Consider the following 13,677-nt stretch of genomic DNA (forward strand, 5'->3'; position numbering starts at 1 on the left):
TGGCCAGAAATATCCTGCACACTCAGAAGCCGAAGAATGCCATTTGCGACGCCGCAAACTCGGTCGCAAAATCATCGCTTTAAGTTGGACTTTTGCGATTATCAGCGCTCGGAGGATCATTGGTGCGAATATTATACCAAGGCGAGATGTTCGCTGACTACTTCCAGCTATATCTGCGCGATGAGGCTCATTCCGAATTGCCGGATGATTACACCGATGAGAGCCTTGCGCGCCGCCTCATGGCCGGACCCAACGGGATCATCGTCCATACCGCGCGCAATATGACCGTACCCGTGCGTGTCGAATGGCATGACCAGCGCCCTGTCTCCGATCTCGAGACCTTTCAACATATAGTCGAGGCAGGATTCAGTTGCCTTACGGGTCAACTCGTGCTCGCCGGCATGACTGACGACGAAACTACGTCACCTCGCCTTGCTGCGAAAGCAGGCCCCTTGGGGGTGCGCGTAAGCTTATCGGGTCTCGACACTTTGAGCGAAGACGGGCTTGACGGGGAGGATCAGTATCTTGTGCAGCTTTGGCCGGAATCGGAGCCTTTAGCTATACGCGTGCTGAAAGCATGGCAGGCAACATAGAGCTGTCGTAAATTTCTGATCTCGCACGTCGTAAAGGTTCGCATTGAATGCGGTATGGTCAGATTGTGATGCTGATCGTCGGCATGGCGGAGACGGTGCTGGTCAGCGCGTTGACGGAGGCGTCAAGGCTTTGGGTGCCGGAAACGGTGGCGGCGCTGTTTTCTTCGCGCAGCTTGCGGGCGGCTTCTTCCAGCAGCGCCTTGATCTGGCGCGCGACGCTGCTGAATTCCATCGCCGTCTTGATGTCGTCCGGGGATAGCCTGGCGTGTCTCGCGGCGTTTCGCCCATCTCGTCGAGATAGGCCTGCTCGGCGCGGGAGACGGATCTCGGATCCTGCACCGACTCACCGCCGGACGAGGATTGCTGGTTCCGATCCAGGACGGGATCGGCTGTCTCTGCTCCGGACGGAGTACTGGCGGGAACGGATGACGTGAACCCGCTGCCGCCGGTCAAAGCCTCGGTGAATTCGCGGGCAGCGCCCGCAACGATCACGCCGAGTTGGGCCGCCTGCCTGGCAATCACCTCAGGGTCGAGACCCCAGCGACGCATGAATTCGAGCTGCTGCTTGGCATCCTCGAGCTTTCGTTTGGCGCGGGCCTTTGCCTGTTCTTCCGCCTCCTCCGTCGCCTTCGTCAGCGACGTCAGGCCATGGACGAGCGGATCGTAGAACTCTTCCTTGCGGCTGGCTGGGTCGGACGATGCCTTCCCTGCGGCCTCTTTCGAGGTCGGCGCGTCATCCGGCTTCGCAGGCCGCGTCGGATAGTCTCTGCCAAAGCTGCCGATCTCCATCGCACCTCTCCGATTCCGTCTGGCCGGAGGTTGGGACGGGCACCTTGCTTCGGGCTGGCGTCGACAAGCCGGGCTCACGTCTTCTCGATCGAGAGATCCATTTCCAACGGCGCTTCCTGGACTTGAGGCGCGATGCGCGCTTCCGCCAGGTGGGCGGCAGCCTGCAGGTCGCGCGGGAAGCCTGCGAGCTTCTCGATCGCGGCGAGGGCGACATCCGTCGCCACGTAGTCGGGCTTGTGGCCGAGATGGCGGATCCAGACGAGTTCCGAACCCTTGATGTCGCGCGCCAAGCCACGCGAGTGGATCTCCTCCGCAACGATCGCGTCCGTGTCGCCGGTGATGATGACCGTCGGCGCAACGATTTCGCCGTAACGTTGCGAGATGCGTGTCACATAGGCGTTCAGATTGGCGACATCGATTGCATTGCTGCGGAAGTTTCGAGGCCGCAGGACAAGGGCCGGCGCGCCGTCGTCGAGGTAGGTCTCCGGCCGGGGATTGGGATAGAACACCGACCGGGTCGCGGTTTCCATCAATGCCAGTCCCGCCGGTAGCGCCAGGAGATGGCTGAACAAACGACCGAGAACGGGTCTCGCGGTGAGTTTGTAATACCAGTCGATGCTGCCCGGCCAGGGATGGGTTGCCGGCGCCAGCAAAAGCAGGCCGGCGGTCTTTTCGGGATGGAACAGCGCAAAGCTTGCGGCAATCGCCCCGCCGAACGAATGGCCGGCGATGATCGCGCTCTGGATGCCGCGCTTTTCCATCAGCCTGGCGATCGCGTCCGCCTGGCCGTCGGGAAAGTCGTTTTCCGAGCCGCCACGTTCGGAATAACCATGTCCGGGACGGTCGACGAAGAGCATCTCCGCCCGGCCTTCCAGGGCTTTTCCAAAGGCGATTTCCTGATCGCGGAGATTGCCGCTGGCGCCATGGATGAAGACGACGGCCGGCAGATCGGCGCTGGGTGGCCGGGGTACATGCAGCGAATTCATACGAAAGCCGCCGACGTCGATCAGTTCGCCGGTGTTCGGGAATTCGGCCTCGATCGCTTTCGCCTTCCAGGCGGTGAAACCGAAAGCGGAAGCGACGATGCCGATGAGAGCGAGGAGCGGGATCAGCATGGGGGAAGGGGGACTCAGGTCCGGTTGCCGGCGATCTTTTCGGAAAGCTTCGTCACCGCTTCCTGCGCCTCTCGATCTGCCGGGTAGATGGCGAGATAGTCTTCCCATGCCTTCAGGGCCAGTTCGTCCTTGTCGGCTTCCATGAGAATACCGGCCATGCCGGCGAGGGCTCCGAAATGACGGGGCTCGCGCTTCAGCACCTCGGCGATGTCGGCCATCGCCTTGCGGGCGTTGCCCATGGTGTAGTGCAGGGTGGCGCGCCTGTTCCAGACTTCCGGATAGGCCGGGTCGAGCAGTGTCACCTGGTCCAGGAAATCGAGGGCCGCGGCGTTGCGCTTCTCCTTGATCGCAGTTGCCGACCACTGCATCAGCAGGTTGACCGTGGCACTGCCCGAATCGCTCATGTCCGAGGCGATCTGGCTCGCGATCCCGCGTGCCTTATCCGGGTCGCGTTCGCGCCTCAGCGCATCAAAGAGAGGGTCGAGGGGATTGGCCGGTTTTGCCGCCGAGGCGGGCACAGTCGGCGGCGTGGTTGGCGCAGGCGTCTGCGCAATCGCAGACGAGGCGATGAGGGCCGAGGCCAGAATCAGGGGCTTCAAACGAAAATAGCGCATGCGGATAAGGTAATCCGCATGCGCCGAAGGTCAAACCCGATTTGTCGGTCTGTCGACAATTTGATCGGCCGGCATGGCGCCAAAGCCGAAAAAATCGTATCAGCCCTGACGAGCCTTGAAGCGCGGGTTCTGCTTGTTGATGATGTAAATGCGGCCCTTGCGGCGAACCAGACGGTTATCGCGGTGACGAGCCTTCAGCGCCTTGAGCGAGTTCTTGATCTTCATTGTACTGATCCAGCAGTCTGTGGGCCGTTAAGCCGCTTGTCCTTATCAATCAAAAGCGCGCCGCCTTTTTCTTGGAGGGGCACGCTCTCAAGTTGGCCGTGCAGATAACCCGAGCCTTAACTCATGTCAACCTTGTGACGGCGATTTAAGCGCCGTTACATGGCCCATTTTGCGGCCTGGACGCGATTCCGTCTTGCCGTAGAGGTGCACGAACACGTCCTTTTTCGCCAGCCAGGCGGGGAGGTCGAGAATGTCGTCGCCGATCAGGTTGGTCATCACGCAGTCCGAATGGCGGTGCGGATTGCCGAGGGGCAGGCCGGCAACGGCGCGGATATGCTGCTCGAACTGTGAGACAATGCAGGCCACTTCCGTCCAGTGGCCGGAATTGTGGACGCGCGGCGCGACCTCGTTGGCGATCAGCGTGCCATCGGGCAGAACAAAGAACTCCATGCCGATGACGCCGACGTAATCAAGCGCGGCGAGCAGCTTTTCGGCCGATTCGCGAGCGATCTTCGCTGTGGCTTCAGATATCCGGGCGGGTAGGGTGGAGGTGTGCAGGATGCCGTTGCGGTGGACGTTCTCCGCCGGATCGTAGCACGCCACGCTGCCGTCGCCGGAGCGGGCGGCGATGATCGACACTTCGCGCTCGAAGGGAACGAAGCTTTCGAGAATCAGCGGCACGCCTCCCAGCGCCTCAAAAGCTCCGGTCGGGACGTCTTCAGGCGAACGGAAGACGCGCTGGCCCTTGCCGTCATAACCGAGGCGGCGGGTCTTCAGCACGCCCTTGCCGCCGAAATCCGCCAAGGCCGTTTCGAGATCCGCCTGACTGTCGACGGCATGGAACCTGGCGGTTTCGATACCGCAGCCATTGAGGAAGCGTTTTTCTGTGAGGCGGTCCTGTGCGACTTCGAGCGCCTTTGCCGGCGGATGCACGGGCACGGAGCGCTGGAGTGCCTCGGCGGCCGAAACCGGCACGTTTTCGAACTCGTATGTCACGACGTCGCAACGGCTGGCGAGCTCGGCCAGCGCAGCGGGGTCGTCGTAAGCCGCGGTGATCTGAGCATTCGCGACCTGGGCGGCGGGACAATCTTCCTGCGGCTCCAGAATGATGGTGCAGAAGTTCAGCCGGGCTGCGGCCATGGCAAGCATGCGGCCGAGCTGTCCGCCGCCGATGATGCCGATCGTGCGGTCGGTCATGGAGCCTCGTCTATCGGGTAGTCTGCGACGGCGGTCGACTGGCGGGCGCGCCATTCGTCCAGCCGGTCGGCAATGTCGGCGTCGTTGAGGGCAAGGACGGCGGCGGCGAGCAGCGCGGCGTTGATGGCGCCGGCCCTGCCGATCGCAAGCGTCCCGACCGGGATGCCGGCCGGCATCTGGACGATCGACAGCAGGCTGTCCTGGCCGGAAAGAGCCTTCGATTGCACCGGCACGCCGAAGACAGGCAGCGGCGTCATCGCGGCCGTCATGCCGGGCAGATGGGCGGCGCCGCCGGCGCCGGCGATGATGACCTGGAACCCTTCCGCGCGGGCGCCCTTGGCGAATGCCATCATCCGTTCGGGCGTGCGGTGCGCGGAAATGATGCGCGCCTCGTAGCCGATGTCCAGCGCGTCCAGGGTGTCGGCGGCATTTTTCATGGTTTCCCAGTCGGACTGGCTGCCCATGATGATGGCGACAGCAGGTCTTTCAGCCATGTCGGAAGCCCTCAAGCGATGATGTCGGGAATGATCTGATCTTCGAGCTGGCTCATCTTGTCCTTCAGCGCCAGCTTCTTCTTCTTCATGCGCTGGATCCTCAGCGCATCGCAGCCGACCTCGATCATGGCGTTGATGGCTGCGTCATAATCCTCGTGCTCCTGACGAAGTTTTGCGAGCGCCAGCCGGATATCCGCCTGTTCCTGATCAGCCATATTACGGTCCCCATTCTCCATGCCCGGCTATTCTTGAGCGGTTGCCGGCAATGTCCGCAAGCCTCTACCATCAAACCACGTTAACTGGAAGTTAGCCGATGCCACGAATTTGCCCACGAGAAACCACGATTTCTCCTTCGACAAACCAGACTGATCGTGTCACACTTCCGTCGCAAACCTGAAGCCTCGGCAGAAGGGAATGTCGGGGCAGGTGACCAAGGAAGGAACATGCCACATGACCGTCCAGGCTCATATCGCATCGCTTGAAAAGAAGCACGGTGCTCTCGAAGAGGAACTCCAGTCCATTCTGGCATCTCCCTCTGCAGACGACCGGGAAATTGCCGAACTCAAGCGCCGCAAGCTGCGTCTCAAAGACGAGATGCAGCGCCTTAAGGCCTCTACGCGTCACTAATTCTCTAAAGGAGAAAACCCGCCGCAGCCTCAGGTTCATCATCAGTACGAGGCAATACTAAAAGCGGCACCAAACCCAATCCAGAAATATGAAATGAAGTTCTGGTCGTGGTACGAGATCACGACCAGAACTGATCGAGCCAAAGGTTGAGCCTGTCGAAGCCCTTGCTGTTGACGGCATAAATCCGTCGCGTGCCTTCCGCGGTTACCGTCACAAGATTACTTTCAAGCAAAGCTTTCAGATGCTGCGACACCGCCGGCCGGCTTATCGGCAGGCCCTGGGCGAGTTCGTTGACGGTTCTCGGCGAACGCCGCAATTCCTCCAGCAGATAACGCCGGTTGGGATCAGCTATGGCTGCGAAGGGATCAACTGTCGTCATGGCGCAAACTTACGGTAATCCCGCGGTAACGGCAAGATTTATTGTGCGCTGCAGCAAGGTCGGCAGTTTTATTTCCGCTATCCGGGAATGCTCTTCAGAGCGACAGCCCGTCCCAGAGCAGCTTCAGCCCTGCGAGAAAGGCGAGGCCGTAGGTCATGGGGTAGAAGAGTTCGGCCTTCAGATGCTTGACGATCGTCGCACCCAATACGGTCGCTATCAGCGCCACCGGCAGGAGCGTCGCCGAGATCGTCAGGTTCTCCCGATCCAGAGCGCCGAGGAAAAAATAGGGAATCACCTTCACCGCGTTGACGATCGCGAAAAACCGGATGCTGGCACCGGTATAGGATTTGGGGTCCAGCCGCATCGGCAGGACATAGATCTGAAACGGCGGACCGCCCGCATGGGCGACGAAGCTTGCGTAGCCGGAAAGTGCTCCCCAGAAGGTGGCGGCCCCAGAGCGATGCGGAAGGGGGGCGGCTGGTTCTTTTGAACGCGGGCCGTAGACCTGCCAGAAATACCGGGCGGTAAAAAGAATGGTGGCGATGGCGATCACGAGGCGCAATGCGTGGTCTGAAACATAGGCCGACGTCGCCCAGCCGAGCGCAATGCCGACGATGCCGCCCGGCAGGATCATCAGAAGCGTCTTCCGGTCGTCGTGATTGCGCCAGGACCACAGCGCGACGATATCCATGAGGATCAGGATCGGCAGGAAGATCGCCGCCGCCTTGACCGGATCGACGGCCATGGACATGAGAGGCACGCCCATCAGGCCGATCGCACCACCGATTCCCCCTTTCGAAAGGCCGACGAGCAAAACGGCGGGCACCGCAAAGGTGAAAAAGGTCAGGCTGAGGGTGTCGGGCATGAAGCTTTCGGAGGAGGAGAGGCGGTTGATCCTTCAATCGGTCCGGTCTATCGAATTTGCAGACAGAAAACGAGTGCGGATTTCACTGAGCGGAATCCGCGAACAGGATTTGAGATGACCCAACCGGAAGACCGCTGCCGCCTCGTGCTGATCGTGCCTGACAGCGATGACGCCGCTGGACAGGCGCACCAGCTTGAAGACGCGCTTGCGGGAGGGGATGTCGCCTCGGTGATCATTCCTCAATACGGTCTTGACGATCAGGCCTTCCAGAAGCGCGCCGAGCTTATGGTGCCGATCGTTCAGGCCGCGGGAGCGGCGGCGCTGATTGCCGGCGACAGCCGCGTGGCGGGTCGCGTCAAGGCGGACGGATTGCATATGAACGGCCCATTGGCGGAGCTCGATGAAGCGATCGAGAAGTTCGTACCCAAGATGATCGTCGGTACGGGCGGGGCTGCCGACCGCCACCTGGCGCTCGAAATCGGCGAGCGTCGTCCCGATTATATCTTTTTCGGCAAGCTCGACGGCGACATCAAGCCGGAGGCGCATCCGAAGAACCTCGCTCTTGCCGAGTGGTGGGCCTCCATGGTCGAGATACCCTGCATCGTCATGGGCGGCAGCGATTCTTCGTCCGCCCTTGCGGTTGCCGAGACCGGCGCGGAGTTCGTGGCGCTGCGTTTGGCGGTCTTTTCGTCCGAAAAGACGGCAAAAGCGGTTGTCGCCGAGGTCAACGCAATCCTGGACGAAAAAGCGCCACGGTTTGAGGCTTGATGCTCCGCCATGGCGTCGAACCGATTTTTCCGCGTGATTCTGACTGGGCTGCTTGCGAGCGTCGTCGCATCGGCGGCGCTGACCGATTTGGCTCTGGCGCAGGATACGAGGGCCGTGACCCGGCCGATCGATCCCGGCACCCAGCAGATGAAGAAGGATCGGGTGGAGACACAGCCGGTCCCGGATGCATCGAAAGACTCGGAGCCCGAGGGCCAGGCCGACAGCATCGTTCCCTCCGGCGGCGTCGAACTCTACCAGCGCATGGGGGCGATCCTGCCACCCGCGCCGCCCGAAAAGTCCTATGCCGGTCCGATCGATGAGGCATACGGCGCCTATCAACGCGGCCTTTATGCGACCGCGCTCGACAGGGCGCTGACGCGGGCGGGAGCCGGCGATGCGGCGGCGCAGACGCTCGTCGCGGAAATGATGACCAAGGGCTTTGGCCTGAAGCGCGACGCCAAGACTGCGGCATTCTGGTACAAAAAGGCGGCGGAAGGCGGCGATCCGGCCGCCATGTTCCAATACGCGCTGCTCCTCATGAGCGGACGCGATGTTCCTCGCGACAAGAAACAGGCCGACGACTTCATGCGCAAGGCCGCCGAGGCCGGAAATTCCTCGGCGCAGTTCAATTGGGCGCAGATCCTCGTTTCCGACAGCCCCGGTGAAAAAGGCCTGCATCTGGCGCTGCCGTTCTACGAGAAGGCAGCGGCACAGGGGGTGGCGGACGCCCAATATGCCGTCGCGCAGCTTTATGTGGCGCTCAAGGACGTGCCGGAGCAGAAGAAGGCGAGGGCCCGTCAATGGATGGAGCGCGCCGCAAAGGCCGGTTTCGACACCGCCCAGCTCGACATGGGGATCTGGCTGGTGAATGGCGTGGCCGGCGAGCGCGACTACGAAAAAGGCTTCGAGTGGCTGCGGATCGCCGCCCATCGCGGCAATGTCGCGGCTCAGAACAAGCTGGCGCATCTCTACATCAACGCGCTCGGCACACGACCCAATCCCGTCGAAGCCGCAAAATGGTACGTCCTTTCGCGCCGGGCCGGAATGCAGGATCCGGAACTCGAAGATTTCTATCTCGGGATCAATGAAGAGACGCAGAAGCAGGCGATAGAAGCCGCCAACAGGTTCAGGCGAGGGTGAGGAGCGGTTCGGCAGGGCAGCCTTAGTCGAGCAACGGTCGTGGGGATCGGCGGTCGCAGTCGCGCTGGGAGCGCCTTGAGTCGAGATCTTGACGAAGCCCGCAGGTGCAAGCCCGATCAACACCGACAGAGGAAGACATTCCCCTGTCGGTTGCCGTCAGTGATATCGGTCAAACCGCCGTTGCGCGTCGCGGCAGAACCAGATCGCCGACCGTGTAGGTATGGAATTCGCTTTTAGAGACCGCGTCGAGCCGGCGGAACTTCTCGACAAATGCCGGGTCTGCGAAGAATTCGTCGACATTTCCAGCACCCTGGATCGCTTCGACGTTTACGACCGTCTGACCGTCGGTGCTCTTCGCCAGGCTGCTCCATAAAAATCCTTCCTTCCGTTCGGCGACGTAGTGCACGACGTCTTGAATGATCTCGAATGCTTCCTCTTGTTTTCCCGGATGGACGTGGATGACGTTGACAATAAAGGTTGTTGGAGCGGGAGAGCCCGCGAAGGCGGCAATGAGTTTCGTTTCCATGAGTGTCTCCATCTAAAGCTCGGACCGTTGCGGCCGCAGCGACATCTGGATATCGGGATCAAAATAGCGGATAAACGGGCCGCTATTCGCGACACATCGGTCAAAAATTCCTCAATAGGATGATCTTTGGACAAGCTCGGAACACTCGGCATTTTCATTCAGGTGGCGGAGGTTGGGAGCTTTGTGGCGGCTGGCCATCGCCTGGGCCTCTCGGGTTCGGCTGTCGGCAAGGCGATCGCCCGGCTCGAGGACGAGCTGTGCGTTCGGTTGTTCAATCGCTCCACCCGCAGCATGGCTCTCACGGAAGAGGGTAGGTTCTTCCTCGAGGCGTGCTGGCGCATCCAATCGGAATACGAGTCAGCTCAATCAAGGCTGTCGAATTCGCAGGCGATTCCGCGCGGACAGCTTCGTGTGAGTCTTCCGCTGGCCGGCATGCTCCTGATGCCAACAATATCGGCATTCATGTGGACATATCCGGAAATCAATCTCGACCTCGACTTTTCCGATCGCCTGGTGGACGTCATTGAAGAAGGATTTGATGCGGTCATCCGCACAGGCGACGTGAGGGACACCCGGCTGATGAGCCGAAAGCTCGGTACGTTCAGGCACAGGATCGTTGCCGCGCCGGACTACCTGATCGCCCATGGCCACCCGAAAGTACCGGAAGACCTTCTCCAGCATCGTTGCCTTCACCATCGCTTCGCCAATTCGGGGAAGCTCGAACCGTGGCCACTGGTTCGCAAGGAACACGAGACCAAACTCGACCTGCCTGTGACGACGGTGGCGAGCACCTTGGAGCCTCTCATATACCTTGCAGAGCGATCCTTTGGGATTGCGTGTCTTCCTGCATTTGCCGTGGCCTCCGAGGTCGCGCAAGGCAAACTGGTTTCGCTGCTTGAGGATCATCTGGCGGACAGCGGGACGTTTCGCGTCCTCTGGCCGACGAACAGATACCTTTCTCCCAAGGTTCGAGCCTTTGTCGACTACATGGCCTCGAATCTCTTCGCGGGATGATTGCGTGGCATGCGTTCCTGCCGCTGTTGAGCGTCAGGTTTCCGCGCATACTTGCTGCCAGTCCACGGGTGCGGCTCGGTCGAAATGCGGCTTCGAGCCCGCATGACTTGAATTTCCCCCCGTTTTGTGGTCTTGAAGCCGCCCATCAAGAAAAACTGAAAAATATCGTCCCGCAGATGCAATCCGGGACTGCGTCCAAGGATTTCCCGCATGGCCCGCTCCGCCCTTCTCAACGTCATGGTTCAGGCTGCCCTCAAGGCAGGCAAGTCGCTCTCCAGAGATTTCGGCGAAGTGCAGAACCTGCAGGTTTCGGTAAAGGGGCCGAGCGACTTCGTGTCTCAGGCCGACCTCAAGGCGGAAAAGATCGTGCGCGACGAGCTGATGAAGGCGCGTCCCACCTACGGCTTCCTCGGTGAGGAAAGCGAAGAGGTGACGGGCACGGACGGCGCCCATCGCTGGATCGTCGATCCCCTCGACGGCACTACAAACTTTCTGCACGGCATTCCGCAATTTGCCGTCTCGATCGCGCTCGAACGCAATGGCGAAGTCGTTGCAGGCGTCATCTTCAATCCGGCGACCGACGAGCTGTTCACTGCCGAAAAGGGCGGCGGCGCCTTCATGAACGACCGCCGCATCCGGGTCGCCGCCCGCCGCGTGCTTTCCGACTGCGTGATCGGCTGCGGCGTGCCGCATCTTGGCCGCGGCAACCACGGAAAGTTCCTCATCGAACTTCGCCATGTCATGGGAGAAGTCGCAGGCGTCCGCCGCATGGGTGCCGCCGCGCTCGACCTTGCCTATGTCGCGGCCGGTCGTCTCGACGGCTTCTGGGAAACCGACCTTTCCGCCTGGGACATGGCGGCCGGCATCGTGCTGATCCGCGAGGCAGGCGGTTTTACCAGCGATATGAAGGGCACCACCGATATCTTCGGCAGCGGCAACATCGTCGCCGGCAACGAACTCATCCAGAAGGCGCTGCTCGAAGTCGCCAACCGGCCCGTGCCGACCCGCTGAACGTAACCCGGAGCCAGCCTGCCGGCGCTGCGGACAGTCGATAGCTGACTGTTTTTCCGCAGCCTCCGCACTTCAATTCGTCGCAATTTTGAACTACAGCATATCGCGTGAAAGAGGGATTCACGCGATATGCTGTAGACTCTTGTTTTACGCATGTCCTTGTCCCGAAACCGCTTTGCACTTGTGGGGGACATGCCGTAGCCTCCGACGCGCAAGAGTATCGGAGGCTGAAGGCGTATCATGGCGAATGCGAAAGTGGACGATCTGGACGAGTCTGAAGCGCGCGGCGGCTACCCCTACAAACTTTCAAATCCGGCGTCATTCCTGTGGACGATGCTGATCTTCCTGATCATCGTCGGGTTCGTCGCATCCATTCTCTATCGCCAGGCCGCGCATGCCTTCCAGACCAATCCGGGCCTCAACGGGTTGATTCTCGGCGTCCTGCTGATCGGCATCATTCTCGTCTTCAACCAGGTGATCGGCCTGATGCCGGAAGTGCGCTGGTTCAATTCCTTCCGCGCCGCCGGCAGCGCCGACAAGGTCGGCCGCGAGCCGAAGCTGCTTGCGCCGATGCGAACCCTGATCGGCGGCCGCCGCAAGATGGCGCTGTCGACCACCGCCTTTCGCTCGATCCTCGATTCGATCGGCACCCGCCTCGACGAATCACGCGACACTTCCCGCTACCTCATCGGTCTGCTGGTTTTCCTCGGTCTGCTCGGCACCTTCTGGGGGCTCATCGAGACGATCGGCTCGATCAGCAATGTCATCGGCGCGCTGGACCCCAATTCAGGCGATTCGAATGACGTGCTTGCAGCCATCAAGAGCGGTCTCGCTCAGCCGCTCGCCGGCATGGGCACGGCATTTTCCTCCTCGCTGCTCGGCCTCTCTGGCTCGCTGATCCTCGGCTTCCTCGACCTGCAGGCGGGCCGCGCCCAGAACCGTTTCTATACCGAACTTGAAAACTGGCTCTCTTCGGTGACCGACCTGGGTTCCGATCTGCCTGTGGTGGCGGAGGCCATCGCTCACGGTTCCTCCGACGAAATCCGGGCATTGACCGAACAGCTCAAGGCTCTCGCCGCCGCCCAATCCAGGACACCGGACGGTCCCCATGCCGACCGGTCGCTTTCCGCGATGGCCAATCTTGCCGAAGGCATCCAGGGGCTCGTCAAGAACATGCGCAACGAACAGCAGATGCTGCGCGACTGGATCGAAGCCCAGCAAGAGGAAGCCAAGGCGCTCCGCCGCACGCTCGACCGGCTTTACGACAAGGTCGGGGGGAAGTAGCCGATGGCGCTCGCGAAGAACCGCCGCCGGGATCGGTCCGTCGACTTCTGGCCTGGCTTCGTGGACGCTCTTTCCACGCTGCTCCTTGCCATCATGTTCCTGCTGACCGTCTTCGTACTGGCGCAGTTCCTTTTGAGCCGCGAGATCACCGGCCGCGATGAGGTGCTGAACCGTCTGAACAGTCAGATCGCCGAGCTGACCGAACTCCTGGCGCTCGAAAAGGGCAACAGCCAGGATTTCGAGGACCAGCTTGCAAGCCTGCAATCCTCGCTTTCGGCTTCGGAAAGCGAACGGTCGCGGCTGCAGCAATTGCTGAGTCAGGGCGCCGGCAGCAGCGCAGCGGCCAATGCGCGCGTCGGCGAACTGACCAGCCAACTCAACCAGGAACAGCAGCTGAGCGCCCGCGCGGCGAGCCAGGTAGAGCTTCTGAACCAGCAGATCGCAGCGCTGCGCGCCCAGATCGCCGCCATCGAACAGGCGCTGCAGGCCTCGGAAGCGAAGGATTCGTCGTCCCAGGCGCAGATCGCCGATCTCGGCCGGCGCCTGAACGTGGCGCTGGCGCAGCGGGTGCAGGAACTGAACCGCTACCGCTCGGATTTCTTCGGACGGCTTCGCGAAATCCTCTCCGATCGCGAGAACATCCGCATCGTCGGCGACCGCTTCGTTTTCCAGTCCGAAGTCCTCTTCCCGGTGGGCGGCAGCGACCTCGACGATGCCGGCCGCGCCGAGATGGACAAGCTCGCCACGGCGCTTCTCGATCTCGCCAAGGAAATTCCGGCGGAGATCAACTGGGTGCTGCGGGTGGACGGCCATACGGATAATTCGCCGCTTTCCGGCATCGGCCGGTATCGCGACAACTGGGAGCTTTCTTCCGCCCGCGCTACCTCGGTGGTGAAATATCTCATTTCCAAAGGCGTGCCGTCGAACCGCCTGGTGGCTGCGGGCTTCGGCGAATTCCAGCCGATCGCGCAGGGCGACACGCCCGACGTCAAGTCCCAGAACCGCCGCATCGAGCTGAAGCTCACCGAGCGATAGC

At 61.3% G+C, this 13,677-nt stretch carries 18 protein-coding genes; 8 read left to right on the forward strand and 10 right to left on the reverse strand.

The window, feature by feature from the left end; all coding sequences use genetic code 11:
- Positions 1–146 precede the first annotated feature (146 nt).
- On the forward strand, positions 147–593 hold the full coding sequence (locus C5L13_RS10550) for a hypothetical protein (protein WP_105383260.1): 447 nt from the start codon (positions 147–149) through the stop codon (positions 591–593).
- A gap of 102 nt (positions 594–695) precedes the next feature.
- Here the strand turns inward: C5L13_RS10550 and C5L13_RS10555 are convergent, their stop codons facing one another.
- The 7 genes from C5L13_RS10555 to C5L13_RS10585 all read right to left on the reverse strand — a co-directional run bounded on the left by C5L13_RS10555 (position 696) and on the right by C5L13_RS10585 (position 5,242).
- The gene (locus C5L13_RS10555; RefSeq protein ID WP_105383261.1) at positions 696–1,382 is read right to left on the reverse strand and encodes a universal stress protein; all 687 of its coding nucleotides are present in this window, start codon (positions 1,380–1,382) and stop codon (positions 696–698) included.
- A 74-nt stretch (positions 1,383–1,456) separates the two neighbouring features.
- Positions 1,457–2,497, reverse strand: a complete 1,041-nt coding sequence (locus C5L13_RS10560) for an alpha/beta fold hydrolase (protein ID WP_105383262.1) — start codon at positions 2,495–2,497, stop codon at positions 1,457–1,459.
- A 14-nt stretch (positions 2,498–2,511) separates the two neighbouring features.
- Complete coding sequence (locus C5L13_RS10565; RefSeq protein ID WP_105383263.1) at positions 2,512–3,111, reverse strand: tetratricopeptide repeat protein; 600 nt, start codon at positions 3,109–3,111, stop codon at positions 2,512–2,514.
- A 99-nt stretch (positions 3,112–3,210) separates the two neighbouring features.
- The gene (gene ykgO / locus C5L13_RS10570; protein WP_006726873.1) at positions 3,211–3,336 is read right to left on the reverse strand and encodes a type B 50S ribosomal protein L36; all 126 of its coding nucleotides are present in this window, start codon (positions 3,334–3,336) and stop codon (positions 3,211–3,213) included.
- 126 nt (positions 3,337–3,462) lie between these two features.
- Positions 3,463–4,533: a 5-(carboxyamino)imidazole ribonucleotide synthase gene (locus C5L13_RS10575; RefSeq protein ID WP_105383264.1), complete on the reverse strand. Its 1,071-nt coding sequence runs from the start codon at positions 4,531–4,533 to the stop codon at positions 3,463–3,465.
- Complete coding sequence (gene purE, locus C5L13_RS10580) at positions 4,530–5,027, reverse strand: 5-(carboxyamino)imidazole ribonucleotide mutase (RefSeq protein ID WP_105374512.1); 498 nt, start codon at positions 5,025–5,027, stop codon at positions 4,530–4,532. The genes C5L13_RS10575 and purE overlap by 4 nt, the downstream gene beginning before the upstream one ends.
- An 11-nt stretch (positions 5,028–5,038) precedes the next feature.
- A complete protein-coding gene (locus C5L13_RS10585) occupies positions 5,039–5,242 on the reverse strand; it encodes a YdcH family protein (RefSeq protein ID WP_105374511.1) in 204 nt (67 codons plus the stop codon).
- A 235-nt stretch (positions 5,243–5,477) separates the two neighbouring features.
- Between C5L13_RS10585 and C5L13_RS10590 the strand changes: the two genes are divergently transcribed.
- Positions 5,478–5,654 carry a YdcH family protein gene (locus tag C5L13_RS10590; protein WP_105383555.1) on the forward strand — a complete coding sequence of 59 codons (177 nt, stop codon included), beginning with the start codon at positions 5,478–5,480 and terminating at the stop codon, positions 5,652–5,654.
- A gap of 118 nt (positions 5,655–5,772) precedes the next feature.
- Here the strand turns inward: C5L13_RS10590 and C5L13_RS10595 are convergent, their stop codons facing one another.
- Positions 5,773–6,033 carry an ArsR/SmtB family transcription factor gene (locus C5L13_RS10595; protein ID WP_105374509.1) on the reverse strand — a complete coding sequence of 87 codons (261 nt, stop codon included), beginning with the start codon at positions 6,031–6,033 and terminating at the stop codon, positions 5,773–5,775.
- 94 nt (positions 6,034–6,127) lie between these two features.
- The gene (locus C5L13_RS10600; RefSeq protein ID WP_105383265.1) at positions 6,128–6,898 is read right to left on the reverse strand and encodes a sulfite exporter TauE/SafE family protein; all 771 of its coding nucleotides are present in this window, start codon (positions 6,896–6,898) and stop codon (positions 6,128–6,130) included.
- A gap of 114 nt (positions 6,899–7,012) precedes the next feature.
- Here C5L13_RS10600 and C5L13_RS10605 point away from each other — a divergent pair, with 114 nt between their 5' ends.
- Positions 7,013–7,666 (forward strand): thiamine phosphate synthase, encoded by a 654-nt coding sequence (locus C5L13_RS10605; RefSeq protein ID WP_105383266.1) that lies wholly within the window; start codon positions 7,013–7,015, stop codon positions 7,664–7,666.
- A gap of 9 nt (positions 7,667–7,675) precedes the next feature.
- Positions 7,676–8,806: a tetratricopeptide repeat protein gene (locus C5L13_RS10610; protein ID WP_170117245.1), complete on the forward strand. Its 1,131-nt coding sequence runs from the start codon at positions 7,676–7,678 to the stop codon at positions 8,804–8,806.
- A gap of 169 nt (positions 8,807–8,975) precedes the next feature.
- Here C5L13_RS10610 and C5L13_RS10615 read toward each other — a convergent pair whose 3' ends face one another.
- On the reverse strand, positions 8,976–9,332 hold the full coding sequence (locus tag C5L13_RS10615) for an antibiotic biosynthesis monooxygenase (protein WP_170117246.1): 357 nt from the start codon (positions 9,330–9,332) through the stop codon (positions 8,976–8,978).
- Between the two features lie 126 nt (positions 9,333–9,458).
- Here C5L13_RS10615 and C5L13_RS10620 point away from each other — a divergent pair, with 126 nt between their 5' ends.
- The 4 genes from C5L13_RS10620 (at position 9,459) to C5L13_RS10635 (ending at position 13,676) form a co-directional block, all read left to right on the forward strand.
- On the forward strand, positions 9,459–10,346 hold the full coding sequence (locus tag C5L13_RS10620) for a LysR family transcriptional regulator (protein ID WP_105383268.1): 888 nt from the start codon (positions 9,459–9,461) through the stop codon (positions 10,344–10,346).
- 210 nt (positions 10,347–10,556) lie between these two features.
- Positions 10,557–11,357 carry an inositol monophosphatase family protein gene (locus C5L13_RS10625; RefSeq protein WP_105383269.1) on the forward strand — a complete coding sequence of 267 codons (801 nt, stop codon included), beginning with the start codon at positions 10,557–10,559 and terminating at the stop codon, positions 11,355–11,357.
- A 240-nt stretch (positions 11,358–11,597) separates the two neighbouring features.
- Entirely contained in the window at positions 11,598–12,641 is a 1,044-nt protein-coding gene (locus C5L13_RS10630; RefSeq protein ID WP_105383270.1) for a flagellar motor protein MotA, read from the forward strand.
- Between the two features lie 3 nt (positions 12,642–12,644).
- The gene (locus C5L13_RS10635; protein ID WP_105383271.1) at positions 12,645–13,676 is read left to right on the forward strand and encodes a peptidoglycan -binding protein; all 1,032 of its coding nucleotides are present in this window, start codon (positions 12,645–12,647) and stop codon (positions 13,674–13,676) included.
- The last annotated feature ends 1 nt before the right edge of the window (position 13,677 follow it).

The organism is Neorhizobium alkalisoli (assembly GCF_002968635.1).
Taxonomy (GTDB): domain Bacteria; phylum Pseudomonadota; class Alphaproteobacteria; order Rhizobiales; family Rhizobiaceae; genus Neorhizobium; species Neorhizobium alkalisoli.

Bases quoted from the DNA above. Each gene is read 5' to 3' on its own strand.
- C5L13_RS10635 (WP_105383271.1), top strand. From the start codon at position 12,645: ATGGCGCTCGCGAAGAACCGCCGCCGGGATCGGTCCGTCGACTTCTGG.
- C5L13_RS10605 (WP_105383266.1), top strand. From the start codon at position 7,013: ATGACCCAACCGGAAGACCGCTGCCGCCTCGTGCTGATCGTGCCTGAC.
- ykgO (WP_006726873.1), bottom strand. From the start codon at position 3,336: ATGAAGATCAAGAACTCGCTCAAGGCGCTGAAGGCTCGTCACCGCGAT.
- C5L13_RS10550 (WP_105383260.1), top strand. From the start codon at position 147: ATGTTCGCTGACTACTTCCAGCTATATCTGCGCGATGAGGCTCATTCC.
- C5L13_RS10560 (WP_105383262.1), bottom strand. From the start codon at position 2,497: ATGCTGATCCCGCTCCTCGCTCTCATCGGCATCGTCGCTTCCGCTTTC.
- C5L13_RS10610 (WP_170117245.1), top strand. From the start codon at position 7,676: ATGGCGTCGAACCGATTTTTCCGCGTGATTCTGACTGGGCTGCTTGCG.
- C5L13_RS10615 (WP_170117246.1), bottom strand. From the start codon at position 9,332: ATGGAAACGAAACTCATTGCCGCCTTCGCGGGCTCTCCCGCTCCAACA.
- C5L13_RS10595 (WP_105374509.1), bottom strand. From the start codon at position 6,033: ATGACGACAGTTGATCCCTTCGCAGCCATAGCTGATCCCAACCGGCGT.
- C5L13_RS10625 (WP_105383269.1), top strand. From the start codon at position 10,557: ATGGCCCGCTCCGCCCTTCTCAACGTCATGGTTCAGGCTGCCCTCAAG.
- C5L13_RS10565 (WP_105383263.1), bottom strand. From the start codon at position 3,111: ATGCGCTATTTTCGTTTGAAGCCCCTGATTCTGGCCTCGGCCCTCATC.
- purE (WP_105374512.1), bottom strand. From the start codon at position 5,027: ATGGCTGAAAGACCTGCTGTCGCCATCATCATGGGCAGCCAGTCCGAC.
- C5L13_RS10600 (WP_105383265.1), bottom strand. From the start codon at position 6,898: ATGCCCGACACCCTCAGCCTGACCTTTTTCACCTTTGCGGTGCCCGCC.
- C5L13_RS10575 (WP_105383264.1), bottom strand. From the start codon at position 4,533: ATGACCGACCGCACGATCGGCATCATCGGCGGCGGACAGCTCGGCCGC.
- C5L13_RS10555 (WP_105383261.1), bottom strand. From the start codon at position 1,382: ATGGAGATCGGCAGCTTTGGCAGAGACTATCCGACGCGGCCTGCGAAG.
- C5L13_RS10585 (WP_105374511.1), bottom strand. From the start codon at position 5,242: ATGGCTGATCAGGAACAGGCGGATATCCGGCTGGCGCTCGCAAAACTT.
- C5L13_RS10630 (WP_105383270.1), top strand. From the start codon at position 11,598: ATGGCGAATGCGAAAGTGGACGATCTGGACGAGTCTGAAGCGCGCGGC.
- C5L13_RS10590 (WP_105383555.1), top strand. From the start codon at position 5,478: ATGACCGTCCAGGCTCATATCGCATCGCTTGAAAAGAAGCACGGTGCT.